We start from the raw sequence: 26,455 nt of genomic DNA, 5'->3' as shown, positions 1-26,455 counted from the left end.
GGGTGTTTAACATGATTCGAAACGTTCCACGCGATCAATGGCTCTATAATGACCGTGGCATGATGAAGTGGCTGGGTTACTTTTTGAGCGATCACACCCAGGATATGACAGATAAAAAAAGCGAAGAGGCCCCGATTCGTCGGCTGCCGGAACAGGAACCAGAGGTGATTGATAAGGTATTGCAGGACAGTTGGCAAAACGCCAAACAAATTACCCTTCAATTAAATGATGATGGCTATTTAAACGTTTATAATATAAGTGGTATTGTCATTGGTGCCAATGATAATTTGATCTATCTTCAAACAGATAAGATGGTTACAATAAATGTAAACGATATTCGCCATGCAAAACTCAAAGAAGGAAGTAAACCAATTTGAAACAGACCATTAACGTCCCTTGTACGAACAACGAAATAACGATCATGGTTGATTCGGTCAACTACCAATACCTGGCATTGCGCCGGGCATCCCTTGATGTCGCCCCACTTGAATCCGTCAATGTCACGCTAACGGATGAAGCTGTCGACGGCCACAGTTATTACGAAGTTGCCGGCTTTAACGTTGCCAAATCCGCACAACTGGAGTCCTTCAACCTGATCCCTGGAGATTACGTGGTCTACCGAGCACTTCCCGGAAGTGAGCCAAGTATGGTCATTCAGTTGGTCAATCAATTTAAACAAGCAAATTAACTGGAGATGATGGGCGTGAATAAAATCAGCCAAGTCACAATAGTTGCCGTTTCGTCACTCGGATTGATGGGTGCAGCCACAATGACGACCCAAGCCGCAACGTGGCATCAGGGAACGCCAACCGCCCTGCGCGGTCACTGGAAAAACAAAACAATCAACGTTGGTAAGTATTTTGGGGTAAAGAAGTTATACAGCTATGAGTCCGTTCGGGTTAAGAAGAACCAGATCAACGCCTCTCTGACTCAATCAGAAGGCTGGCACATTACAAATACGAAATGGAAGTCTGTGGGCGCAAATGCCTACACGATTATTGGCACTGATATGTTGAATCAGTCGCAGCAGGCCCGTTTTACGTTCAAACGAGTTGGCCATGGCTACGTGCACATTTATTATGATGGCGTCAACATTGCCAAGAATACCCCGTTTTCACCGAACTTTTATCGGGTATCGAAGAACACTTCATATTGAATTGACAAGGATGTTCCAGCGTTGAGATTTGCTGGCATCCTTTTTTTGTTGTGACGACTACTGGCCCCGAATGAGAAATCGTGTTCTTATCAGAAGGCAGCCGCTTGCATTTGTTTGTGATAATCCTTACAATATTTAAAGTTGCTATTTTTAAAAATACATATTTGGAAGTCCTGCTAATGTCAAAACAAAATCATTACTCTTTAATCATCATGGTCTTTGGTGCCTTCTTTGGGATCCTCTGTTCAACCCTAATGAACGTTGCCTTACCAACTTTTATGAAGGTATTTGGCGTTTCTTCCGGAACCGTGCAGTGGATCAGCAACGGCTACACGCTGGTAAATGCGATCATGATTCCGGTCAGCGCGTACCTAACCAAAAAGTTTACATTCCGATCGTTATTTATTTTTTTCGCGAGTATCTTTTTAATTGGAACTGTGTTTGGTGCGCTGGCCCCCAACTTTTTAACCTTAATTATCGGCCGGATGATTCAAGCAATTGGCGCCGGCATGATGATGCCCCTGGTAAACAGCTTGGCAATCCGCTATGCGCAACCTGGTAAAAAAGGAGCCGTCATGGGCATTGTCGGCTTGGCATTTAATTTCTCACCAATTATTGGCCCGACGCTTTCCGGAATTATTTTAAACTACTTCTCATGGCGTTACCTCTTCATTCTGGTGCTGCCGTTTATCATCATTGATTTAATTGTGGCTGTCACGGCACTGCCGAAGATCCCAACCAATCAAGCACCTAAATTTAACGTTGAGGGGTTGATGACCGTCAGTTTCGGCTTGCTCGGCTTATTGTGGAGCTTCTCAAATGTTAGTCAATACTCGATCGAATCAATGTCGGTCTGGCTGCCGTTTATCATCGGCGTTGTCTTAATCGGCGCCTTTGTGATGACGCAAAGCAAATCCGATCATCCGTTTGTCAATTTGGCCGTGTTTAAAAATCCCCAGTTTACAACTGCGACGCTGGTTAATTCGCTGATTGTGTCAACGATGTATGGTAATACAATTTTACTGCCACTGCTAATTCAGACGATTATGGGGAAAAGTGCGATTATCTCCGGATTGGCGTTACTACCCGGAGCGCTGTTAACTGGATTTATGTCCCCGGTAAGCGGGCATTTATTTGACCGCTATCCTGTTCGCATCATTGTGACCACCGGTATTTTGATTGACTGCTTTGGCACGATGATGCAGGCCTTTATTGACGTTAATGCGTCGGTGGCCATGCTGACAGTCGGGCAAACCATCCGTCAATTAGGGTTGGTCCTCATCTTAATTCCAATCCAGACCCAAGCACTCTCCTACTTGCCAAATCACCTGATTTCAGATGGCGTTGCGGCCTTTAACACGCTGCGGCAGATTGCGGCCTCGTTTGGAACGGCAATTATCGTGGCAACCATCAATATTGCCAGCCATGCGTTTTCAGGACAGCCGCACAATCACCAACTTGGGATTCAAGCCGGGTTCACGATGTGCCTGTTGTTCCTACTTGTCGCGTTGTTTGTATCAAGAAAGCTTTATACCAAACATTCACAGACACCAAAATTGCACCACCAACGACAAACCGACTTGTCACATGTTTAGTCCTGGGAACAACATCCCTATTGAATAAGCAAAAAGCTCGGCGATGAATTTCATCGCTGAGCTTTTTTCGTGCGCCGGAATCTTCTGTTGTTTGTGTTAGTGTTGTACTAATATTTAGAGAAAACGTGCTCCGACGACCACAAACAACGTGTAGCGTCTAGTCCTGGGGGCGACGACCCAGACTCCTACTGCACAAGTCAAAAATCCCAGCAATGAACAAAGTTCGTTCATCACTGGGATTTTTAACTTATGCTCCGGAGTTTTCTGGTATTTTTGTTAGTATTGTACTGATATTCAGAGAAAACGTGCTCCCCAAGCCAGCTTTTTCCGCTTAGTCCAACAACAGACTTCAACGCGTACCGCGTTCCTTATCTTTAACTGAAAAACGTGCTCCGACGACCCAGACTCCTACTGCACAAGTCAAAAATCCCAGCAATGAACAAAAATCGTTCATCACTGGGATTTTTGACTTATGCTCCGGAGTCTAAACGGGTCTCGTCGCACTCTGGATTTTATCCCCTTGCCTTTTCAGGATGTCCCTGAAGGTAAATGACGTGGGTATTCAAGAATTCTTCGATGCCGTGGCGACCATCGTCTCCACCAATTCCTGATTCTTTCCAACCTGAGTGTGAACCATTCATTGCTTCAAAGTTGAATCGGTTGATGTAGGTTTCACCATCTTCGAGTTCATTGGCAGCACGCATTGCGTTGTCCAAATTCTCTGTGAAGATTGATGAAGTCAAACCGAAGTCCGAATCATTTGCCATTTCAATTGCATCATCCAAAGTCTTGAAGGTCAATACTGGAAGTACTGGGCCAAAGATTTCGTCTTGAACAATTTCTGAGTCTTGCTTGACGTTGGTAATCACAGTTGGCTCGTAGTAGAAGCCGTTTTCGATGTTCAACTTGTGACCACCTGCAGTGATCTTGCCGCCTGCTTTGACAGCCCGGTCAACCATTCCAGCAACCTTGTCCAAAGCTTCTTGGTTAATCAGTGGACCCATGCCGATGTTGTCGTCTTTCATAACGTTTCCGACCGTGATCTTGGACATTTTGTCTGACAACTTCTTGATGAATTCATCGGCAACATCTTCTTGAACGTAAACCCGTTCACAGTTGTTGCAAAGTTGGCCGTTGTTATCGACACGTGAGTCAATAATTGATTGAACAGCCAAATCAATGTCAGCATCCTTGCAGACAATGGCTGGAGCTTTACCACCCAATTCAAGTGAAACCTTTGCCATATGAGTTGCGGCGCCGGCCATCACACGCTTACCTGAATCAACAGAACCAGTCAAGCTGATAATGCCAACCTTCTTGTTCTTGGTGAGTTCGTCACCCACAACTGATCCACGACCAGAGATGATGTTCACAACACCCTTTGGAATGCCAACTTTTTCACAGATCTTCGCAAATTCAAGACCCAAGTTTGGTGTGTCTGAAGATGGCTTCATGACGATTGTGTTACCAGTTACCAAAGCTGGACCCATTTTACGGGCAATTAAGAAGAATGGGAAGTTCCAAGGTAAGATTCCGGCAGCAACACCAATTGGTTGTTTGGCAATCATGATGTTTTCGTTCTTGTTGTCAGATTGAAGAATTTCACCTTCGTATGTCCGAGCAGCACTTGCCATGTAGTCGAAGTAATCAGCTGAAAACATGATTTCAGTGGTTGCTAATGACTTGATCTTGCCCTGTTCTTCTTGAAGCATTTCAACCAAGTGATCCTTTTCGTTACGAACTTCAGTTGCGACGTCGTGCAAATATTGGCCACGGGTTGCAGCTGGAACTTTCTTCCATGATTTTTGAGCTTCATAAGCAGCATCGATTGCTTCTTGAGCTTCTTCACGGGTTGCGGCTGGAACCGTTGAAATCTTTTCACCAGTTGATGGGTTTAAAACCGTAATTTCGTTACCTGACTTTGAATCCATAAACTTTCCGTTAATGTACATTTGATAATGTTTTAATGCAACAGCATTTTGTGCCATAATAATTGCTCCCCTTCATTTTTACCTGTCGAAACAGTGTAATTGAACGCCATGTGGCAGGAACAAATATTTTATTTTTTAAATGAAACTTTGATGCATTTGTTTCATCGAAATTCTTTAGGTGTTATTTTCCCGGCTTGTAGTCTTCGTCAATGATTAAGACGGGTTTGATGGTCTTTCCGCTAACTGAATCAGCATTTGCTTGATTAATGTCATCAAACTTGTAGAACTTTTCAGTCTTGTCGAAGTCAAACAATCCTAATTTGTAGAATCTGATCAAACGTGGAATGTCAACTTGTGGAATTGAATCGCCCATGTTGACACCAACGACTTTACGATCGCTGACACAAAGATCGTTCCATGTATCCAAATCGACGTGTTGATCAGTAACGGCAATCGTTGCGGTCGTTCCGCCTTGAGCCAAAGCCTTGATTGATGCTTCCATAACGGATGTGACACCAGTCGTATCAACCGCGTAGTCCACTCCATAACCATCAGTCAAATCTTGGATTGCTTTAACCGGATCTTCATCCTTACTGTTAATCGCATCAGTAGCACCTAACTCCTTGGCCAACTTCAAACGGTCAGGGACGATATCTACGGCAATAACGCGGGTGCATCCAGAGATTCGACCAGCCATCATAGCGGCGAGACCTACAGCTCCAGTCCCAAAGACAGCAATGGTTGAACCCGGTTCCGGCTTCAATGTGTTAAAGACAGTGCCACTACCAGTGACATAACCACAGCCGAGAGGTCCAAGTTGACGCAAATCCAAATCCTTGGGTACCTTAACGGCATTTCGTTCACGAACAACGGTTGTCGTGGTGAATGATGATTGATCAAACATATCGGCAACTTGGTGGCCGTTTTCGGTGAAGTGAGCACTGCCGTCAGGACGAACACCTGACAAGTTGTTGGCTGCGTAATTCAAGCACTGAGTTGGAATTCCCTTCAAACAGTTAATACAGTTGCCACATCCATAGAATGAAAGAACAACGTGATCACCTGGTTTGAAGTCTTTAACTTCGGATCCAACTTTTTCAACGATTCCTGAGCCTTCGTGACCAAGAACAATTGGATAACCAATTTCGGCGGTTCCTTTACGTAATGCTTCGTCAGAATGGCAAATTCCAGTCGCAACCATATGAACTTGTAAGTCGTCTGGTTGCATATCTGCTAATTCGACGTCATCTTTAATTTCAAAATCTCCGCCTTTTTTGTTAACAACAGCTGCTTTGATTCGCATAATCACATCTCCAACTATTTATTTTGTTAATCAGTGAGCAATCATAATTAATTGAAAAGCAAATGATTAATTCGAACTCCGTGGGAATTCTATGTGAAAGAATCATTTGCTTTTTTCAACTAACAACCGCTTACAATGCTTATTATAGGCAGATGAAAATTAATTACAATAGTTGTTTTTGATTTTATTTGTGAAACACGATCATAAAATGATGAAACCCATACTCTGCCTTTCACTTTCATAATCTCAAAAAAGTTCAAGATTGTGAAACGTTTCGTATAAAATTATTGCCATTCCCCCTGTGTCGGGTTATTCAACAGGCGAACTCGCAACATCCCTTCAATTTGATCGAGTTCACTAAGCAGTTTTTGCTTCCGCTCTTTAGAAACGGTGGATAAATCCGTATTCACGATTGTATACCCATAACCGTCCTGGGTATTTCCCATCATTTCTTGAACCGGCAAATCATAGCTGTTCAAAATATTGGCGACGTCAACCCACATATTGTCCCGAGCGTGAAAGAAGAACGTCAGCCGTTGATTACTCATGAATGGCAAATCAACTCTGGGGAAATTGATTGAATTCCGGACCGTTCCATATTCCAAGAAATCCAGTAAATTTTGAAGGATCAAATTGGCGGAATGAGTCAGTGCTTCAATCGTATTGCCACCAAGGTGAGGCAGCAGGGTAATCTTTGGATGGTCCTGTAAAATCGTCTTGGGAAAATCAGATACGTACCCGGCAAACTCGTTGTGGTTCAACGCTGAGACAACCGCCTGATTATCAACAATGTCGCCCCGCCCAAAGTTCAGCAAGTAAGCAGTATCCTTCATCGTTTCAAATTGTTTCGCTGACAATAAACCGCGGGTATCATCGGTTAATGGCAGTAAAACAACCACAAAGTCCGCTTGTTCCAAAACTTCGTCAATGGTGTCCAACTGTTGAACATGGCGGAGGTTCTTAAAACTGCGGTTATAGCCAATCACCTGCATCCCCATGTGATAACAGGCGTCCGCCAACCGTTGGCCAATAGTTCCCAAGCCAAGGATTCCTAATGTCCGGCCATAAAGTTCCTCGCCAATAAAATCTACCCGTTTGGCTTCTGCGGCTTCTTGGAGATCTTCGCCCGGTCCAACGCGTAATTGTTTCATCATTTCGACGGCCCCGTTTAATGGGCGCAAACATCTGAATAAATTTTGAATAATTAACTCTTTGACCGCGTTGGCATTGACGCCGGGCGTGTTGAAAACGGCCGTTCCATTGGCTGTCGCAGCCTCAACGTTAATGGTATTGGTCCCGGTTCCGGACCGGGCAATCAATAACAATCGCTTTGAAATCAAGCGGTCATCGACTTTGGAACTTCGAACCAGAATTGCGTCCGGTGTATCGGTGTTGGAGGTGCGAAAGACATCCCCGGCAAAATCGGTTAGATCAAACCGATCAATTGTTTTTACTTCAAACATTTGTAAGCTCCTTTTAACTAAAATGGTCAAAAAAATATTATAATGGTTCTTAGAAAATTATTTTTGAGAAAGAGGTTGGTCGTATGCACATTGATTTCGTCAAACTATCAAAGGATAAACCAACGATTGGAAAAATGACTCAAACCAAGAATACTACATTCGGGGAATGGGTGGAAATAGGAAGCAGCAATTTAATCGATAATAGTTCAATTGGTGATTATACTTACACAGGCCAGTACTGTTTCATTCAAAATAGTGACCTCAAGAAATTCATCAGTATGGCAGCGATGATTCGTATTGGACCGACCAATCACCCTTATGATCGCCCCGCGCAACACATTTTTGCTTATAATGGCGGCGCTTATGGCTTTGGTCATCCGGACACCGAATTTTTGGAAAAGCGGACACACTTGCGGACAACCATTGGCAACGACGTTTGGATTGGCCACGGCGTCATTATTCAAGCTGGCGTGACGGTTGGTGACGGCGCCGTCATCGGCTCGGGTGCAGTGGTCACCAAAGACGTGGAACCGTACACCATTGTTGGGGGGATCCCCGCCAAACCGATCAAGGATCGCTTCCCTGACGAAGTAAAGGCCGATCTGGAAAAGATCGCCTGGTGGAATTGGTCGAGAGAAGATTTAGAGAAATACTATCTTGATTTCAGATTACCAATTAAGGAATTTATCAATAAGCACCTCCCCAATGAAGCATAATTTATCACTTACTTGTCCGCAACCGCTAAATCTTTGCTATAATTAGTTGGTATATTAGCATGGATACGCATTGGAGGAACAAGAAGAATGTCTGAAGAAAAGACGAAGTCGTGTGTGATGTGTGGCAAAACCATTCCTGCCTACTCAAACTTTTGCCCTTATTGTGGCGCAAAGCAACCATGGCTTGATGAAGATGAGGTTAATAATCAAGACGTCAAGCGGATTTTAAAGTGGTATCAAAAGCCGGTTGGTAAGTTTATCTCGTTAGTGGTTGCTGGTTTGGTCATTTATTTTGTCGGCAGTCTGTTTACCTTACAGGATGGCCCGGGACACAAGACAGTTGCCAGGGAATTGAATCAGTACTTGTTTAACGCCCAGGACAAGACACCTTATGGCAAGAAACCATCCGTGAAAGCGGACAAGAAAAAAGGCGTGACCATTAAGATCAGCTCAGACAGTAAGGCCGTCAAGGATCTAAAAGCCGGCAAACCTGCAAAGTGGGACTATTTGGTCAACCGCTCACGTGATCGCTCCAAAGCGTTTCATAAAGTCTACGCCAACCCGGAGTACGCCAAGTTCAAGGTTGTCGATAAGCATGACAAGAAAAAAGTCTTATTAAAGATAGATAGTGGCACCGTTAAGTACAATATTGCAGATAAGTATAAAAAGTGAGAGAGTGCGCAGCGAACCGGGTAACTACTAGGCATTTCATGGCCGTCGGAGCATTAATTTGATAACTGGTTTTGACGCTGAACTCGCGTCGAAACCAGTTATCGGATTAAGCGGAGGAAGTTGGTTCGTGAAGCACGTTTGGTGCGACAAGACCCGGTTAAACTCCGGAGCACAAGCTAAAAGGCTCGGTGATGAACGGTTAGTTCGTCACTGAGCCTTTTGCTTGTGTAGTAGGAGCTTGGGTCGTCAGAGCACGTTTAGAGTGCTGGACAGAGCGAATAGTAACCGGAGCCTAAGCCAACTTTCGGGGGAATCGAGTTTGATTTCGCCGAAAGTTGGCTTAGGTGCAGGTTACTGCTCTGGGAAGCACGTTTCCACTAGGTAACAGCCCCCCAAAGTCACACTTATAACAAGATAAAACCACTAAAGCAGTTAAAAGGCGCAAAAGACACTGTGACCCCAGAATTCAAGCCCAGCAATCGCTTATTTCTGGTTTGGGAATAATTAGTTGCTGGGCTTAAATGGCCGAGATAGCCGACTGCCAAGTATGCTAAGCAGGCTTTCAGCCGGCCGTCGTCATACGTTTTAACTTGTCAATATGGAATGACTAAAAAAAGTTGAGTCAAAAGTTCACACTTTTGCCTCAGCCTATTTTTTGACATCATTTCGCAATGACGATTTCGGGATGATCTGCGGTTAACGTTTGAAGTTCGCCTTCCACGCCAAAATAGTCTTTGCATAGGCGTTGAATTTCTCGAATCGCAATCTCCGCACGTTCTGCCTGTTCTTTCGTAATGGATTCAATATCGATAATTGGATTCGTCGTGTCTTCAGTCAACTCGGTCCGTTGATTCTCGCGCCAGTTAAAGCAACGGCAGACTGCGCCTTCATCGTCCATGTAGCAGATTTCTCCCGGCAATGCTGGCATATCTTCAGTTTCACCGTATGGCAGAAACGACTCGCCACCTTTGGCCTCACCCAAGTGCATATCGCCAACAATGGCGTCCACGTTTTCTCCGCCAACAGAAACTCCGTATTTTAATGATTGACTATTATAAATATCAACCAGCGGTGCGATTGGCGAAAATATTTTGCCGTGGCTGACCCGTTTTAAGAGGGCTTCAATCGTCGAGCGGGCTCCCTTTTTGGTCTTAAACTTGCGGAATGCTTCCCGCCATTCAGCGACAACCGGGTTATCGCGGAACGGTTCTACGGTAATAAATTGTTCAGCTGCAGCCGTGCCTTCATCCAATAACTTCTGAAAATAAGGATCGTCTTTTTCATTAACATGGTTATCAATGCCATGAAGTGTCATAACGTTAATCTGAATTTCAGGAAACAGCTCAATTGTTTTTGGATCCAAAATAAATTTTTTCATGAATATCCTCCAATATTTATAATGTCTTTGTCATGATCAAATCCCGTTGGCGGCTTTCTCCAAGGGTAAACACGTGATCTCCGGTCTGCTTAAACCCAAAGTGTTTATACATCCCCTGAGCGGGTAAATTGTATTCCCATACGCCCAGCCAAACCGTGCTGCTATGATGCTGGCGGGCGAGTTCAAGTGCCTTGGTCATCAGTTGTGAGCCAATGTGGCGACGCTTGAACTGAGGCAGGACATAGATTCGCTGAATTTCAAATGCGTTTTTTCCCATTTCTTCGGTTTGAGAGTCGCCCACGTTCACCTTGAGATAAGCTGCAAGTTGGTCGTCATCGTAAGCGAAGTAAAACTCAGAGTTTGGATCCTGCAGCTCTTGTTTAAGCTGAGCTTGACTATATGATTCGTCTAAGTAATTTGCCAAATCTTCTGGAGAATTTTCTGATCCAAAGGTATCCGCAAAAGTTTCTCGGCTAATTGCCTGCAAAGCTGGAATATCTGCTAACGTACATTTTCTAATCGTAATTGTCACTGTAATCTCCTTAATAAGTCCGCCGGTTGCCCTTCTTAACATAGTGCCAGTCTTCATCGATGTTGTCGCTGACTTTTTCCAATAAGCGTTCAAGTTCATCAGCTTCATCCGTTGAAAGCGACTTTAAAGCGACCTGATTGGAATAAACATTCTCCCGCAAAATATTGGGATACGTCCTGCGCGCTTTTTCAGTCGGGTAAATTCGGCGGATTTTTTTATTAGCCGTATCGGCTCTTTTGGTTACAAAGCCCTTTTCTTCAAGCTTCTTAATTGCCCGCGCGGCGGTTGTTCGATCAACCTTAATCAATTCAGCCAACTGGTCTTGAAAAATCCCCGGGTTCTCACAGATTCGAACCAAGTAAAGATGCTGGCCCTTGGTTAAATCAAATTGCTTAAATTCAACGTTGGCAATTGAATCCAGGGCTCGGGCAATGATCCCGATCGGACGTAAAATTTCGGCCACAAACGTCGCCTCCTATCAATGACTATTATTTTAAAACATTATTGTTGTAAATGCAACAATACATTTGGCTTGTCGTAAATAAAAAAGGTTCAACGATCAATGACGTTGAACCCCATTCATGAGCATATTTAAGCAACTTTTGGCACCCGTTTGATTCGACGAACAATATACTTTCGCAGTTCTTCAATCAAGAAGATTGGCACCGGAATACAGAACAGGAAGATCCATTCTGATAAGTTTAGTGGTCCAGTGTTAAAGACGCCTTGTAGGAACGGCACGTACATTAACAACGCAATCAACACAACTTCGACCACAATCCCCGTGAGGATTCGATGATTACTGAAAAGTCCAATTGAAAAGACGGACGAGATTTGGGTTCGACAGTTCATGGCAGCTGCAATCTGTGAGAAGACAATCGCTCCCAACGTAATCGTTGTCGCTTCCGCATAGACCATGCCGGAGCCCGCGAGTGGCACATTTGGCCAACCATTGACGTGGTTGACGTAGAAGTACGCTGCGGTCGACACAACAGACGCAATCAAGCCATACCAGCCAAAGGCCTTCCAGATAATCGACCTGTTTAGCAGATGACTGTTTAACGGCCGTGGTGGCTGGTCCATAATGCCCGGCTCTGCTTTTTCGGTTCCCAGCCCTAAAGCCGGCAGCAGGTCAGTTCCTAAATCAACGGTCAAAATCTGCATAACCGTCAGCGGCAGCGGCACCAGGCCACGAGTGACCAGGAAAATAACCGACGGTGCGGCTTCCGGCACGTTACTGGTCAATATATATAGAAGAAACTTTTGTAAGTTACTGTAAACCGTCCGCCCTTCTTCAATTGCACTGACAATTGAAGCAAAGTTGTCGTCGGTCAAAATCATATCGGCGGCATCCTTGGCAACGTCCGTTCCAGTGACGCCCATTGCGATACCGATATCAGCTCGTTTTAAGGCTGGGGCATCGTTGACACCATCGCCGGTTGACGCCACAACATCGCCATTTTTTTGACACATCGATACAATTCTAAATTTATGCTCAGGGGCAACTCGAGCAAAGATGACCTCACCTTTGACCGCCTGTTGAAGGTCGTCATCAGACATTTTGTCGAGTTCATCACCAGAAATCACGCGGGCTTTATCCGACGTAATCCCAATTCGAGTCGCAATACTTTTGGCAGTGATGGGGCTGTCACCGGTAACCATGATAATTCGAATGCTGGCCCGTTTACAATTTTTAACCGCATCAAAGATTTCTGGCCGTGGTGGATCTGACATCATCGTCAAACCGACAAATATCATGTGCGTTTCGGCACTTTGAATGGTGCAGCTCTCAAGTGATTTGTGGGCCAGCGGATCGTCACCATCGACAATTCGGTAGGAAAATGCCAACGTCCGCAACCCTTGTTTGGAATAGGTTTCGTTAGCCTGATTGATTGTGGCCCGGTCCTGATCAGTGATCGGCCTTACTTGACCATTATCTAAAATTCGGTCACAAATAGCCAATTCACTGCCCAACGCCCCTTTGGTATTAATAAATAACTGACCGGAAGGATCCTTGGTAATGACCGTCATCAATTTCCGATCGGAATCAAATGGCAGTTCCTTTAGCCGTGGATAAGCCTTCCGTTCATCCTTGGCATCAATCCCGGCTTTCCTTGAAAGAATGACTAACCCGGCTTCAGTTGGCGTTCCCAGTATTTTGGACTTTTCGCCAGCTTTGCCCTCCGTAACCTCGGTGTCATTATTAATAGTAGCGTTAATCAGCAGCTTGTTTAAATCAAGCTCGTTGGCTAAATCAACGTCTTTTCCATTCAATTGAATTTTGCCGTTGGTCAGATAACCGGTTCCCGTGACATCATATTCTTTCCCGGGCAGCCAGATGTGGTTAATCGTCATCTGATTTTGGGTTAAGGTTCCCGTCTTATCTGAACAAATCACCGTCGTTTGGCCCAGCGTTTCAACACTGCTTAAATTTTTCAATAAAGCATGCTTTTTGGCCATTCGCTGGGTTCCCTGAGCCAAAGACAACGTCACGGTTGGCAGTAAGCCCTCTGGAATGAAGGCAACGATCATCCCTAAAGCAAAGATGAATGATTTGGCAATCGGATACTTCACAAAGAAGATCGCCAACAGGAAGAACGCCACCCCGATGCCGATCGCAATAATTGTCAGCTGACGGGTTAAATGATTTAACTCACGTTCCAGCGGATAAATCGTCTTTTTCTGTGATTGGGTCAACGTTGCAATTCGGCCGAATTCCGTATCCATCCCCGTTGCCAAGGCTAATGCCGTTGCGGTCCCGCTTGTTGAGACGGTGCCGGCAAAGACGATGTTTTGCTGGGCAAATTCGCCGTCGCCATGATGATAGTCGGCCTTTTTTTCGACAGGCACAGATTCACCGGTCAAAGACGACTCGTCAATCTGTAAATTGGATGTGTTAAACACGCGGGCATCAGCCGGAATCGAATCACCGGCCTGAATATCGAACACATCTCCCGGAACCAACTGCTCGACTTGAATCTGCTGCGACTTTCCGTCTCGGCGAACCTTTACATACGATGGCAGCATTTTCTTCAAGGAATCAGTCGCCTTTTGGGCAGCATGCTGTTGCCAATATGAAAAACAACCGTTAATCACGTTAACCGCCCAAATTGCGATCCCCAGTTCCATCATGCCGGCAAACATCGCAATGATACCGGATACCCACAGCAGAATCGCCATCATTGACGTAAAATTGGCTAGAAATACCAGAATTTCAGAACGCTTTTTCCCTTGTTGGATGGTATTTGGCCCATACTTTTGTAGTCGCTTCTCGGCTTCAGCGCCAGATAACCCCTCATTTCCAGTTTGAAACTGGTTCATTAACGCGGTGGGGTCTGCTTTGGCATAGTCGTCGATGAGCGTCGTCTTATTTTTCTGTATCATTTACTCACCCCAAATTTACCGATAAAATAGTTGTTCCTAACAACTCAATTATATCGCGATTAAAAAATGTGAACGGTTTTAAGGCGTTTAAATCCAAATTATTTGGACTCAAAAACGAAATTAAGACGGCAAGCCGTTTGAACCCATAAATTAAGAGCCCCAATCGATTATCCATTGGTTTGGAATGATTGATTGAGGCTCTTAAATGGCTGATCACGCGATCAAAAATTGACATTTCTATTTCTACTTGAGGTTGGTTCAGATGTAATGAGGAACTTTAATTCAAATTTGAACCGGCAACTGAACGTTCATCCTTGATTCGACTGACGTTTGTTAGCACTTCAGGAGAGAACAGGCTGTCAACCAGTGCATCCGGCAACAGATGCTTTGCTTTTACAATTTCTTTGACGGATTTTTTCGTAGAAACGGCTTCTTTAATCAGTGAAGTTGTCTTTTCGTACCCTAGCAACGGAGATAGGACAGTCGCCGAAATTGAGGAGTGCTCAACTTCAGAACGGCAGTCATCAACGTTGACCTTAATGCCGCTGACACAGTTTTCAACCAAGGTATCAATTGCCCGGGTCAAATGCTGTTCACTGGTCAGAATGCTCTTAAACATGATTGGTTCAAAAGCATTTAATTCAAGCTGTCCACTCTCGGCCGCCATCGTGACCGTCACGTCATTACCAATCACTTCAAAAGCGACCTGGTTAACGACCTCAGGGATAATTGGGTTCACTTTGCCGGGCATAATAGACGATCCCGCTGCCTTTTTTGGTAATTGGATTTCATTGAGTCCTGCCTGAGGACCACTGGATAACAGTCGTAAGTCGTTTGAAAATTTGGAAAGATCAACTGCCAAGGCCTTCATTGCCCCGGAAAATGTCGTAAAAGCATCGCTGCTCTGAGTGGCATCAACCAAGTCACTGGCGCTTACCAAGCTAAGGTGTGAGACTTTATTGAGGACTGGAACAACTGTTTCCTGGTAGGCGGCAGTAGCATTAATACCAGTGCCAATTGCAGTCCCACCAAGGCTTACTTTTGATAATAACTTTTGGGTTCCTTTCAGACGCTGCAGATCACGTTTAAACATCGACGCATATGCGGAAAAAGATTTACCAAAAGTTGTTGGAACGGCGTCTTGAAGCTGAGTCCGACCGACCTTAATGGCGGTTGCATATCGATCTGCTTTATCACTCAATGCGTCAACTAAGTCACTCACCGCTGCCGTCAGTGTTGGTAACAATTTTAACATCGCCATTTTTCCGGCAGTCGGGTATGTATCGTTGGTTGACTGTGACTGGTTAACGTCATCGTTTGGATGAATCTCAACTTTTTCTCGACCATTTTTTATACTGATCCGCATGGCAAGTTGGGAAACCACCTCATTGACGTTCATGTTGGTTGAAGTGCCGGCACCGCCCTGAATTGCGGGTGTGATAAAGGCATCGTAATCTTTTGAAAACAATAGTTGATTACATGCCGACACAATCAAGTCGCTCTTTTCTTTATCCAGGGTCCCGGCCTTTTCGTTGGCGATGGCAGCCGCCTTTTTGATTTGAAGGTAACTTTGAATAATCGCAGGATCCACTTTTTCATTTGTAATCGGAAAATTATGTTTCGCTCGTAAAGAGTGGATCCCGTACAGGACGTTATCAGGTACAAACATTTCACCAATGCAATCTTTTTCAATTCTCATTCTCAATTCCCTCATTTCATGTGATATCTTTTAACATCAACTTACGTTTATTAATATATACCCATTTTTATAAATGTCAACACAAAAGTTGAATTTAAGCGTTTAATCAGATATATACCAATACCTAACGCATGAATGTCAGCAATCAATCTTAGAGAAAAATCGTTTCGGTCAAAAACAGTGATGTCATATAATCTATCATGTAGTTCAGAGCAAACTAAAAGCGGGTCCATAGTTTGGATCCGCTTTTCGAATTGTTAATGACTGCTCAATGTAACGTCATCGGCTTTTACAAATGCAATTCGGTGATTAAACTGAATTTGATAATACCGTTCATTTCCGTGAATCACGTTCTTAGGACTATTGGAATCAAAGTGCGAGTTGAAATAATCTGCCGTGACTTCCCCGCCGTAGACATATTTCTGTCCCGGTTGGATTTGATAAATCGGGGTTGGCGTAATGCCAGTAACTTTATTTTTCTTGAGAATTTGATTACTTGGGTAAGCACTGCCATACACTGAAACAGCTTTATTGCCTTTCGGTGTGACCAGCTTGCCAGTCGCTGAGGTCGAATTAGCGCCATTTGGATTATAGAACCAGGCGTTTTGGCAGCCATAAGTGATTTCCGTCCAGTCCCCACTTTGGCCGATTTGATTAAACTGCTGGCCAAAAACAGCCTTGTCGCCCCAATCATCTTTTTCGGTGGTCCCGGATTGGCCGGATGAGAAATCTTTATCCGCAATTAAGGAGCTGCTAAAACTTGGTTGTTGATACAGATAGACGAAGTTCGAGCCGGCCAACGGTAAATTGACACCAGCGTCTGTCACCTTTTCACCTGAATCCGCCGTCAAATTGTGCTGGCTGTCAGGCGTGATGGTAATGATACTTGAATCTGTACGCCCCTGGTTTTGACGGAGGTTAACCCCCATCAAACTAAAGTAATGATCCCAGTTCCAGTATGTTCCCGGATCCCAGTGCATTGTCTTTTGAGCTGCGGGCGTCAGTCCCGGCAAGTTGTCGTGGCCGATGATGTGCTGTCGGTCCAGTGGAATATCATATTGATTGGCAAGGTATTTAACCAACGCTGCTGACGAACGGTACATATTCTCGGTATACCAGAAGCCGCCAACCGTCGCATAGCCTTCATGCTCAATGCCAATTGAATGCGAGTTAATGTACCAATTTCCGGCATGCCAAGCAACGTTTTGCGGCCGGACCATCTCAGCGACGGTTCCTTCGACTGAACTCACGACATAGTTTGCCGTGGTATAAGTCGGCGTTGAGAATAAATCCAGTGCTTCTTGAAAGCTGGTTTCGGTGTTATGAATCACAATGTAGTTAATTTTCATGTCATTGGGTCGATCCGCCAGATCATAGTTTCCGTAATCGCCCTGATCATCAAATTCTTTATAAAGTGCCGGGATCCATTCAATTGGCAACCCACTCGGGCCGTCAGTTGAAGAGGCTGTAGAATCGGAATTAATCGATTGGTCTTTCAAGTGAACCACCTTCTGCGGGGCAATTGTAATGCCATTTTGACTTTCCCCATCCTTTAGTATTTGATAAACGTTTTCCGCAAAATAATTGGCAGCGGCTTTTGAATCCGACTGGCTGTACTTCGCAACCGCAGCGTACCAGGAATTCAGGTTTGCAGTCAAGGACTTCCCAAGGGATTTTTGATAGAACCGTAGTAATGCAGCACCGCCTTGAATGTTGGCCGCGGTATTCGTCTTTAATTGATGAACGCTGAGCCCTGTCAATTTGGCCGCTTTTTGAAGGGTATGCAGTGAAGCAGCGTTTGGCGTCTTAACGGCCGCAGAATCAGCGCCACTGGTGGTCAACCCCGTGACATCCGTCAGATGCATGACGCCATAGCCACCGGCAACACTGGGCTTTCCTGAATGGGAATCCCAGCGGCTTTCATTGTAAGAAACCGCCTTTAATAAGGCAACGGGTACCTGATAACGTTTTGCCGCCTGCTGAAACTCATTTTCCATCGCCGCCGTCTTGGCAAACGCGTGAGAACCCTCATTTACCCCCACAATCAAGAACACCAACAATGCTGTTAAAAATAGCCATAACGGCCTTTTTGCAAGCTTCATATCATCACTCCTCTGTATGAATATCCACGAATAAGCATTATATTTACAATAAGAATACAACGAATCAGTGGAAAAATATACGAAATATGATAATTTATCTCATTTTTATTGCAAATAAAGTTTTATGACCTGAATTATATGGTGGAAGAACGTCAGTTTCTTTAATGATATTTTAATAAATATCGGCAGACGGCTATTTTTCTCCTCTAAGAGGGTGTATACTTTGTGAATAAATATCAAATTGGGAGGGATTTTTGTGAAACGATTTAGAAATCATCACGATTGGATGTTATTACTGGGATTGGGCTTGCTATTGCTAACGACTACTGCCGCCCCTGCAGCGGCTAAAAGCAACTTAACCGTAACCACTAATCTACCACTGACAACATCCGGCAATACCCGAAATTATTTACCCACCGGTACAGATGACCTTTATTCAAAATTGCCAATCAGCAAAACCACCAAGGTGCAAACTAAAGCAGCTGTCTTAAAAAACCTTAAAAACGCGTCGGATTCCGGTCAAACTTATTTTCGTGGCTATCGTGCCGCCAAATTATCCAACGGCAAATGGTATTTAAAAGTTGTTTCATTTGATAAAACCTACCGCGGCTGGATTTATACCGGGACGACCGATCCCACCAATGATCCAACTCAAGTCAGTGGCGGCCTTCAAGCTGTTCAAACCTTTAAAGAACAGACCGTCCCTGATTACGTCGCAACGACAACGTTTTATTTCACAACTCCCAAGGCCTCAACGCTTACCTATGTCGCACCGGATTATACGGATTATAAAGTTGGCCGAAATTTGAATGCGACAACGGACTTCTATCAAGACCCACTGACCGTCACGAAAGTCGGCAGCAAACAAAATGGCCGCAGCGCCAACCTGACTTATTATTATGTCAATGACGCGGCCCATCCCCAAGTTAACGGTTGGGTCCGGATTAGTGATGTCTCAACTTCTCCAGCAAGTTAACGACATTGAGCTAAAGAAAATGCGCGTTAATCCAAAAAATAAGCCCAGTAATCAATTATTCCATATTTTGGAATTTTGATTGCTGGGCTTAAATTCTGGCATCAGCTAAGTGCCTCAGGTTTTAATTTGATCATATAAACCACTATTTGACACACACGATTTAATTTAATTCACCCTTCTCAATAAATTGGTTATTTAAAAACCCAAAGCGTTTCGGATTTCCAATTAATTTTGAGAATGCGTACGGTTCTTTTTCTTGAAGCAAGATAATTTGAATTAGGTAGTTACGAAGCACCCACGGCTCTTCTCTACGACAATTTTTTAAGTTCAACACGTCTTGAATATGCTCAGGGGTTGTTTTGAGGTCAATGGCCGCCATTTTCAGGGTAATTCCTGAAAGGTCAAAGTTTCCTTGCAACTCATCTTTGACGGCAGCGGCCTCATCACTGGTTAGAACCATTCTGTCACTTCCTCGTCACTTGAAATTAGTAAGCATTAAAAAAACACTTATGTAGCATGCTAACACAATCGAGTTTGACGCACAAATGAAAGCTCAAGTTTGCTATAATAGATGTTGCTTTCCAAAAGACATTTTTCACGAAAAGCAGGGTCAAATCTGCTTGGAACATGTTACTATATAGTCATTGAGCATTTGGGACCACGTTCAAGTTTCAAAGGAGTTCATCAAGATCAAACAGCTTTTTCAAATATTCATGGGCCAACGTTTTATCAGCAACTTGGTGTTTCAAAAAAATCCACTTTAAGACTAAAATCACCGTTTCACTGCAGTGGTCGGCTACCAGCTCCACCGGCAAACCAAGCTTGGAGTAATCAATGGATGTCGTGAATATCTCCTGCATTTTATTTTTAAAGTAATTGATGAAGCTGTTGCCAAGCTGTCCAGAAAAGTCGTTGTATTGCAAAATGTTATTCAACAACTGCGCGTGGCTCTTGAAGACGTCATACAAACGGTCAAAATAAATAATCAATGACTTGTTTGAGACAGCCTCAGGGGCTTGATCAACTTGAATTTCTTGAGCAATCACGTACCAGCAGTAGTTCAATAGGTCATATTTATCATCAAAATAGTTATAAAAAGTGGCGCGGGGAAAGTTACTAATCTCGCAAATTTCGTTAACGCTGATCTTTTCAAAGGACTTTTCTGAAAGTAATTTCAGCATCGTTCCACAAAACGCCGTTAATGTCCGTTGTGCACCACGAGTTGGTTTTTTAGATAAATCATATTTCATTATTATTTCCTCAACGTTTTTGCATTTATGCTCATTTGTCTAATTTTAAACGAACGCAACAAATTGTCCCTTGCGCCATATTTATGCCGAGTTTATCATCTTATATTAGTTTGTACAGGTGTCCAATTTTAAACAATAGTCTTTAATTGATCATCAGAACGTGAAAGGAAGAAATTTAATGCAGAAGTTCAAAGAAAAGCATATGCTATCACTTATCATCTGGGTCGGGCTGGTTATCGTGGCACTTTTTGCGTTGCCAAATATCCCCCAGCTTGTTCGTGACAAAGGATCTGTGCAGATCCCGTCATCGCTTCAAAGCCAGGTTGCCAATAAGATTCAAAAGAAATACGAGGGCGGAAAAAACGTCAGAACATTGATTGCCGTGTTTAACAATAAGCACGGTCAAATTTCTGACCAACAATCGCTCCAGATTCAAGACGCAACCAATGCGATCAAGAATGATCCGGAATTACATATTGTTTCGGTAACTGCACCGAGTGATAATGCTGCCTCTAAGCAGCAGCTGCAGTCAAAAGACAATACCACCCAGATGGTGATGATCACCCTTCCAAGTAAATATAAGGTCCGTGGCCAAACCGACAAGATCTTGAGCAAGATTAAGACGTCAGGTCTGCGAACGTATGTGACTGGAACGGACATTCTCAATGATGACTTTTCAACGGTAACGGAAGAAGGACTGAAGAAGACTGAAATCATTGCCGCCATTTTTATTTTCATTGTGTTAATTATCGTCTTCCGATCATTTTTAATTCCAGTCATCTCCCTGCTAACCGTCGGGGTTTCTTTCCTAGTCTCGTTAAGCTTGGTCACCAACTTGGCTGAGCGGATGAATTTCCCAATTTCCAACTTTACCCAGATCTTTTTGGTTGTGGTCCTATTCGGAATTGGAACTGATTACAATATTCTACTGTACGACAGATTTAAAGAAGAGATTAAAAATGGTGCGGCAGCAACAGCCGCGGCCAAAGCGGCTCAACGTCATGCCGGTCGAACCATTCTTTACAGTGGATCATCTGTTTTGATCGGATTTGCTGCGCTGGGGCTCGCCAAATTCTCGTTTTATCGTTCCGGTGTTGCAGTGGCCGTCGGCGTTGCTATTTTACTGCTGGTTTTATTGACCTTAAACATGTTCTTCATGTCAACACTTGGCAGCAAACTGTTTTGGCCAAGTAAGGATTTGTCAGCCCACGATCGCAGCTTCCTGTGGAATTTCTTATCCAAATTTACCCTTTCACACACCTTTATTATGGTGGGAATCTTAGTTTTAGCCGCCTTGCCACTTTTGTTTGTCGGCAACCAGAAGCTCAACTTTAATAACGCTGACGAATTACCAAACAGCATTCAGTCAAAAGCCGGCTACAACGTGATCCAGGATCACTATCCAGCTGGAATGTCCGGCCCAACGACCGTCTACATTCAAAATAAAAAACCTTTGAATACCCAGGAACACCTGGCAGAGATCGATCAATTAACCGGTTATCTCAACTCTGAACCGGGCGTTAAAAGCGTTGCGTCAGTCACTCGCCCAGGCGGCACCAAGATCAGCCAGCTTTATTTAAGAAGTCAGGTAAAGAGTTTAACGGATGGGTTAAACCAGACCAGTAAAGGTATCAAGAAGGTTCAAAAAGGACTCAAGAGTGCGAATGAAAAGCTCGCCAACTCCGGCACATCCGAAAGTATTGCCCAAGTTCAGCAGCTGGCCGATGGTGCCAGCAAGCTTGAATCGGGCGCCCAACAACTCAGTCAGGGCGTCGCAACGTATACTTCCGGCGTCAGCAGTTTAGCCAGCGGCTCACAACAATTGAGTTCAAGTACGTCTAATCTTCAATCAGGTGTTGGTCGTTTAGCCAGTGGTAGTCAGCGACTCAATACCGGTATTTCACAACTGCGCAGCCAAACAGCTCGTATGAAAGCCCTTCGCAGTCGAATGAGCGCTTTATCATCTGGTTCAAGACAATTATCTTCCGGATTAGGTCGACTTAATTCACAAGTTTCGCCATTTTCAAGTGGTTTAAGCCGAATTAGCAGCGGTGCCAGCCGTTTGAATGCCAACAGCGCATCTTTGGTATCTGGTGCCAAAAGTGTCGCAAGCGGCAGCTCAACGGTCAATACCGGAGTCCAGACTTTAAATAGCAAGATGAAAGAATTACAAAGTCAGATGCAGGAATTACAAACCGGCTTAACATCCGCTAACGCCGGCTTGGATCAAGTTAACAACGGAACCGATACTGTTAACAAGTACCTCAAAGAAATGCAGAAATCTTACCTTGGTAATACTTTCTACATGCCTGCCGAAAGTATCAAGAGTGCCTCATTTACCCCATCTCTTGACGCCTTCATGTCCAAAGACCGTAAGATCACCAAGATCACCGTTATTTTGAACAGTGATCCTAGTACCACTGAATCAGCTAACCGGATTAGAACGATTACCCGGGATGTTCAGGCCAAAATGAAAAACACCAGCTTGAGCAATGCTAAGGTTGCCGTTGGCGGTCAAAGCTCACAAACAGCTGACCTTCAAAAAACCGCCAATGGTGACTTCATCAGAACCGTTGCCATCATGCTGGTCGGAATTGGTTTGGCCCTGATGGTGGTTACCCGATCATTGGTCCAAGCAATCACGATTATCGGAACACTTTCAATCACCTATTTGGGATCACTTCAGATTACCAGGTGGTTGTCCGGGTATCTGCTATTCCAAAACATGTTAACTTGGAACACACCATTCTTCAGCTTCATCATGCTGGTTGCCCTCGGAGTGGACTACAGTATTTTCCTAATGATGCGGTATCGGGGTGATGCGGGCGCCATCCCTGACGTTCGTCGTCGAATCCTTAATTCCGCCACAATCATCGGAACGGTCGTTATTTCAGCCGCTATTATCTTGGGTGGTACGTTTGCTGCATTGATTCCGTCAAATGTTTTGACGTTGATTCAAGTGGCAATGACCGTTATCGTTGGTTTAATCATTCTGGTATTGACGTTACCAATTATCATGTCAGCAATGGTTAAGTGGACCTACCCATACGTCAATGATAAGATGTATCAAAAGTCCGTTGCGGAAAAAGAAAAAGCGCACCCAACCAGACGCGCGAAGAATCAAGATAATGAATAATGCTTTCTGTAAAAGGCCTTCTAATAATATTAGGGGCCTTTTTTGGTACATTTATTGCGGTAGATTTGACAAATCCCCTAAACGTACGCTATAGTTTTTGAGTATCATCTAAAGAAATTACCCACCCAGCCGAATCTAATGGCTGGCGTATCGATTAGGAGAATTTGATGACTAGTTTTTTAAAGATCGCAACTGTTGCAGCAGCAAGTTTGCTTATGATACTGATGTTTCGTAGCCAACCTGCAAAGGCTGCGGACACTTATTATCAGGTCGCCAGCATTCATAAGACAACCCCAACTAGTTGGCGTGGCAATTGGTATTCCTATGTTAATGGCAGGTTTTGCCTAACCCAAATCAATAAATATTCAGTCACTCAGAAATACAAGGGTAAAAAGCACACTCTCTACAAATCAAGTTGGAAAGGTTATCGCAAATTAGCTGTCGGCAAAATCGTTGGGACCAATCGCTATACATTTAATGCCTATGCTAAAAAAGCCTATCAAAGTGACCACGGCTGGGGAATCGCCCACCGAAAAGTTGAGGGCCAAAAGATCACCGTTCTTCGAGATTATTCTGGCGGTGGGTCCTATGTTGACTTATTCAGATCACCTGTTTATCGTTCTTACGGCAGTAATTAAAGGAGTTTACCATGACAAAGAATCGAATCGTTAATGCATTGTCTTACCTGTCAATTATGTTTGCCCCGTTCATCTTCCCCTTTATCGTTTGGATCGTGACCGATCACAATCAGGACATGCATGACACAGCTAGAAGAGCCTTTACGCTGCACCTGATTCCAGTTATCCTAACGATTTTAACGCTGCTCGTGGTTGGAATTATGGGAATGGTTTCTCGGCAAGCAGCCTACACTGGTTTCTTATTTGTCGCCCTGATCGCACTGGTAGTTTTAGTGGATCTGGGGATGTTTATCTATAATCTATATATGGGCATCCGAATTCTTGTGGAAGATTAATTTTATCCGCGCAAAATAGGCCGGAACAAAACGAAACGTTTTGCTCCGGCCTCTTTTGATTGCCATCATTTAACTTTGAGAATAAATATCCATGCCGCTTTGCGTATCACATACAAAATAATGTCTTGGCGTTCTAACTATCACCCACAGGAGATAGAAGTCGCCAACGCATCCGGCACTGTGTAGTGCCCCAATAATCACGAAAAATCCTGGGTTAATTATTCCGGCATAAAACAAGCCCATTAAGATTAACGTAATCAGAATAAACGGGCTGGCCCCGATCCACGCAAATTGTCGTTTTGTATATAATGACTTGGGGCTGGTGACAAAAAGCAGGCCATTTTTGAACCCAAACTTAATTTTCCCGTTTGGTTTAAAAATCTTGTAGAACAGTCCGTGAATCACCTCGTGGAGCGTAATCATCACCAAAATCGCAACTAACAACCACGCTAAGTCCGTTTCATTAAGGCTAAAGGTAAATGAACCGGCCATCATCCCAAACAGCCACAAGAAACCAAGAAAAGCAATCACGGCCAGAACGTTTAATCCAAAGATCAAGTTTCGGTTGTTCATCAAATCAATTCGTTTGTATAAATGCAAATTGGACCACCCCGTTTTGAATTGTTAGGTCAATCATATCACACCACCACTAAAAAAATCCTGAGCAGTTAAAACCGCTCAGGATTCATGATGTTTAGTAATAAATAAACACTGGTTCAAGTGTATGAGTGTACTTCCATACCTTAGGCATTTGTGACGGTGGATTATTCAAGCACCCGTGTGAATGATACTGGGAACGTGCACTTGGATTTCCATAGACTGATGCCGGCTGCCATGGGGAGTCGTGCAGGCCAACCCCCGAGTTGGTCAATGGCTCCCAGTAGCTGACTGGTGAAGCATACTTCGAACCGTCACTATTCTTCCCACGAAGGGTCGCGTGACGCTGCTTGTACATAATATAAAATGCACCTTGTGGGGTCCGATTACCGCCCGACAACGTTCCAGACATAATTGGAATGTTTGCCTTAAGCTTGCCGTCCTTATAAACGTATTCATGAAGATTCAACAAATCAATTGCCACGTACGTCTTACCGGAACCCTTAATACCATACCCGGTCCCAACTGCGTAATGTTTCAAATTCATCGTCACTGAATGTGACCGCTGCATATTCTTCAAAATATTCTTGGTTAATGCTTTTTGATTAACCTGCCAACCATAAGTTCCACCGGCATGAATTCGAACCCGCTTGCCTTGATGGGTCGTAATTGTCACGGGTTTTCCAAGCGTATTCACTTTAGATGCAAATTTAGCAACCCATTTTTTAACTTTGGTGGAATCAAATTTATACGTTCCGTTGGCGGTTGGATACCCATTCGTTACCCAACGTTTAGCGACAAACTTGTAGGTCTTGTTATAGGTTTTCAAGGTAACTGTATTATCCAGAGTCTTGGCAAGTTGCTTCTTTTGATTGGCCACCTGTTGGCTATCTGGTTTGACGTATCCATCCTTTGTCATCTTAACCGAAATCAAGAGACTGCTCTTTGCCTGCTTCTTGAAGTCCTTAACCATCTTCGCCTTGTCCAATGTATTTCCCTTAACGCCTGGTTTAACAACCATTTTGCCGTCCTGTAATAACACCTTGGCGTCAACGGTTTGTTTACGACCGGTGTTAATTTGATCGATACGATTTTCAAATTTCGGAAGTAACGTCTTTAACCGGTAGTTCAATTGCTTTTGCGTCACATCCGACTTGGCACTTAACTTGGCTGAAGTCATCATGCTCATCGAACTGCGATCCTTGAATAATTTCTTAACATCCTTGGGATTAACCTTAATTTTGGAATCCCGAACAACTAAATAATTGCCATCTTCATCAATATGAGACGTGTTTAACTTCTTTGTTGCCTGGGCGACAGTTAGCCCGGAAACATCAACATCATTGATTTTGGTAAATTTAAAATGATTTTGAAAATAGAAGTGGGACCCAATAAAGCCGCCAAAAAGAACTAGGACAACTGCCAATACAATTCGTCTTAGAAGTTTATTCTTTGGCTTTTTACCGAACTTTTCTCTACGTGACATTGGGAATGCCAACCTCCTTTGGATACTGTTCTAAGCATATTCTACGAAGTTTTCGCTATTCAATCTAGCAAAAGGGCTTGGTATTTAAATACTTAAACAAATCTTC

At 43.9% G+C, this 26,455-nt stretch carries 23 protein-coding genes; 10 read left to right on the top strand and 13 right to left on the bottom strand.

What is annotated here, in order from left to right; translation table 11 throughout:
• The first annotated feature begins 11 nt into the window (after positions 1-11).
• From FC51_RS00260 to FC51_RS00245, 4 genes are all read left to right on the top strand, one after another.
• On the top strand, positions 12-377 hold the full coding sequence (locus FC51_RS00260) for a hypothetical protein (protein ID WP_057910072.1): 366 nt from the start codon (positions 12-14) through the stop codon (positions 375-377).
• Positions 374-688: a hypothetical protein gene (locus tag FC51_RS00255; RefSeq protein WP_057910073.1), complete on the top strand. Its 315-nt coding sequence runs from the start codon at positions 374-376 to the stop codon at positions 686-688. Before FC51_RS00260 ends, FC51_RS00255 begins: the two co-directional genes overlap by 4 nt.
• A gap of 15 nt (positions 689-703) precedes the next feature.
• On the top strand, positions 704-1,156 hold the full coding sequence (locus FC51_RS00250; RefSeq protein ID WP_057910074.1) for a hypothetical protein: 453 nt from the start codon (positions 704-706) through the stop codon (positions 1,154-1,156).
• Positions 1,157-1,335: 179 nt separating this feature from the next.
• Positions 1,336-2,751 (top strand): DHA2 family efflux MFS transporter permease subunit, encoded by a 1,416-nt coding sequence (locus tag FC51_RS00245; protein ID WP_057911119.1) that lies wholly within the window; start codon positions 1,336-1,338, stop codon positions 2,749-2,751.
• Positions 2,752-3,263: 512 nt separating this feature from the next.
• On the opposite strand, the gene aldA is transcribed toward FC51_RS00245, so the two are convergent.
• The 3 genes from aldA to FC51_RS00230 form a co-directional block, all read right to left on the bottom strand.
• Positions 3,264-4,739 carry an aldehyde dehydrogenase gene (gene aldA, locus FC51_RS00240; protein WP_057910076.1) on the bottom strand — a complete coding sequence of 492 codons (1,476 nt, stop codon included), beginning with the start codon at positions 4,737-4,739 and terminating at the stop codon, positions 3,264-3,266.
• 124 nt (positions 4,740-4,863) lie between these two features.
• A complete protein-coding gene (locus tag FC51_RS00235) occupies positions 4,864-5,985 on the bottom strand; it encodes an NAD(P)-dependent alcohol dehydrogenase (RefSeq protein ID WP_057910077.1) in 1,122 nt (373 codons plus the stop codon).
• A 284-nt stretch (positions 5,986-6,269) separates the two neighbouring features.
• Entirely contained in the window at positions 6,270-7,448 is a 1,179-nt protein-coding gene (locus FC51_RS00230) for an NAD(P)-dependent oxidoreductase (protein ID WP_057910078.1), read from the bottom strand.
• Positions 7,449-7,531: 83 nt separating this feature from the next.
• Between FC51_RS00230 and FC51_RS00225 the strand changes: the two genes are divergently transcribed.
• Together FC51_RS00225 and FC51_RS00220 are read left to right on the top strand one after the other, a co-directional pair.
• A complete protein-coding gene (locus FC51_RS00225; protein ID WP_057911118.1) occupies positions 7,532-8,164 on the top strand; it encodes a DapH/DapD/GlmU-related protein in 633 nt (210 codons plus the stop codon).
• 87 nt (positions 8,165-8,251) lie between these two features.
• Positions 8,252-8,836 (top strand): zinc ribbon domain-containing protein, encoded by a 585-nt coding sequence (locus FC51_RS00220; protein ID WP_057910080.1) that lies wholly within the window; start codon positions 8,252-8,254, stop codon positions 8,834-8,836.
• Between the two features lie 661 nt (positions 8,837-9,497).
• Here the strand turns inward: FC51_RS00220 and FC51_RS00215 are convergent.
• From FC51_RS00215 to FC51_RS00185, 6 genes are all read right to left on the bottom strand, one after another.
• Positions 9,498-10,214 carry a B3/B4 domain-containing protein gene (locus tag FC51_RS00215; protein WP_057910081.1) on the bottom strand — a complete coding sequence of 239 codons (717 nt, stop codon included), beginning with the start codon at positions 10,212-10,214 and terminating at the stop codon, positions 9,498-9,500.
• A 16-nt stretch (positions 10,215-10,230) separates the two neighbouring features.
• Positions 10,231-10,746 (bottom strand): GNAT family N-acetyltransferase, encoded by a 516-nt coding sequence (locus tag FC51_RS00210; RefSeq protein ID WP_057910082.1) that lies wholly within the window; start codon positions 10,744-10,746, stop codon positions 10,231-10,233.
• A gap of 10 nt (positions 10,747-10,756) precedes the next feature.
• Positions 10,757-11,209, bottom strand: coding sequence for a MarR family winged helix-turn-helix transcriptional regulator (locus FC51_RS00205; protein WP_057910083.1), 453 nt, complete (start codon positions 11,207-11,209; stop codon positions 10,757-10,759).
• A 128-nt stretch (positions 11,210-11,337) separates the two neighbouring features.
• Positions 11,338-14,130, bottom strand: coding sequence for a cation-translocating P-type ATPase (locus FC51_RS00200; RefSeq protein ID WP_057910084.1), 2,793 nt, complete (start codon positions 14,128-14,130; stop codon positions 11,338-11,340).
• Positions 14,131-14,407: 277 nt separating this feature from the next.
• Positions 14,408-15,829, bottom strand: coding sequence for an aspartate ammonia-lyase (locus FC51_RS00190; RefSeq protein WP_075141076.1), 1,422 nt, complete (start codon positions 15,827-15,829; stop codon positions 14,408-14,410).
• 257 nt (positions 15,830-16,086) lie between these two features.
• The gene (locus tag FC51_RS00185; protein ID WP_057911117.1) at positions 16,087-17,931 is read right to left on the bottom strand and encodes an N-acetylmuramoyl-L-alanine amidase; all 1,845 of its coding nucleotides are present in this window, start codon (positions 17,929-17,931) and stop codon (positions 16,087-16,089) included.
• A 256-nt stretch (positions 17,932-18,187) separates the two neighbouring features.
• Here FC51_RS00185 and FC51_RS00180 point away from each other — a divergent pair, with 256 nt between their 5' ends.
• Positions 18,188-18,907, top strand: coding sequence for a surface layer protein SlpC (locus tag FC51_RS00180; RefSeq protein ID WP_225355024.1), 720 nt, complete (start codon positions 18,188-18,190; stop codon positions 18,905-18,907).
• A 160-nt stretch (positions 18,908-19,067) separates the two neighbouring features.
• Here the strand turns inward: FC51_RS00180 and FC51_RS00175 are convergent, their stop codons facing one another.
• Positions 19,068-19,367 (bottom strand): DUF2316 family protein, encoded by a 300-nt coding sequence (locus FC51_RS00175; protein ID WP_057910088.1) that lies wholly within the window; start codon positions 19,365-19,367, stop codon positions 19,068-19,070.
• A gap of 211 nt (positions 19,368-19,578) precedes the next feature.
• Positions 19,579-20,157 carry a TetR/AcrR family transcriptional regulator gene (locus FC51_RS00170; protein ID WP_057910089.1) on the bottom strand — a complete coding sequence of 193 codons (579 nt, stop codon included), beginning with the start codon at positions 20,155-20,157 and terminating at the stop codon, positions 19,579-19,581.
• 178 nt (positions 20,158-20,335) lie between these two features.
• On the opposite strand from FC51_RS00170, the gene FC51_RS00165 reads away from it, so the two are divergent.
• The 3 genes from FC51_RS00165 (at position 20,336) to FC51_RS00155 (ending at position 24,266) form a co-directional block, all read left to right on the top strand.
• Positions 20,336-23,293: an MMPL family transporter gene (locus FC51_RS00165; RefSeq protein WP_057911116.1), complete on the top strand. Its 2,958-nt coding sequence runs from the start codon at positions 20,336-20,338 to the stop codon at positions 23,291-23,293.
• 167 nt (positions 23,294-23,460) lie between these two features.
• On the top strand, positions 23,461-23,931 hold the full coding sequence (locus FC51_RS00160; protein ID WP_057910091.1) for a hypothetical protein: 471 nt from the start codon (positions 23,461-23,463) through the stop codon (positions 23,929-23,931).
• A gap of 11 nt (positions 23,932-23,942) precedes the next feature.
• Positions 23,943-24,266 (top strand): magnetosome magnetite crystal formation protein family, encoded by a 324-nt coding sequence (locus tag FC51_RS00155; protein ID WP_057910092.1) that lies wholly within the window; start codon positions 23,943-23,945, stop codon positions 24,264-24,266.
• Between the two features lie 69 nt (positions 24,267-24,335).
• Here FC51_RS00155 and FC51_RS00150 read toward each other — a convergent pair whose 3' ends face one another.
• Together FC51_RS00150 and FC51_RS00145 are read right to left on the bottom strand one after the other, a co-directional pair.
• Positions 24,336-24,866: a DUF3267 domain-containing protein gene (locus tag FC51_RS00150; protein ID WP_057910093.1), complete on the bottom strand. Its 531-nt coding sequence runs from the start codon at positions 24,864-24,866 to the stop codon at positions 24,336-24,338.
• 94 nt (positions 24,867-24,960) lie between these two features.
• Positions 24,961-26,349, bottom strand: a complete 1,389-nt coding sequence (locus FC51_RS00145) for a L,D-transpeptidase family protein (RefSeq protein WP_057911115.1) — start codon at positions 26,347-26,349, stop codon at positions 24,961-24,963.
• Positions 26,350-26,455 lie beyond the last annotated feature (106 nt).

The sequence above is a fragment of the Lentilactobacillus parabuchneri DSM 5707 = NBRC 107865 genome, from assembly GCF_001435315.1.
Taxonomy (GTDB): Bacteria; Bacillota; Bacilli; order Lactobacillales; family Lactobacillaceae; genus Lentilactobacillus; species Lentilactobacillus parabuchneri.
Note: the sequence above shows the minus strand (reverse complement) of the source record. Positions and strands in the feature narration are given on the sequence as shown.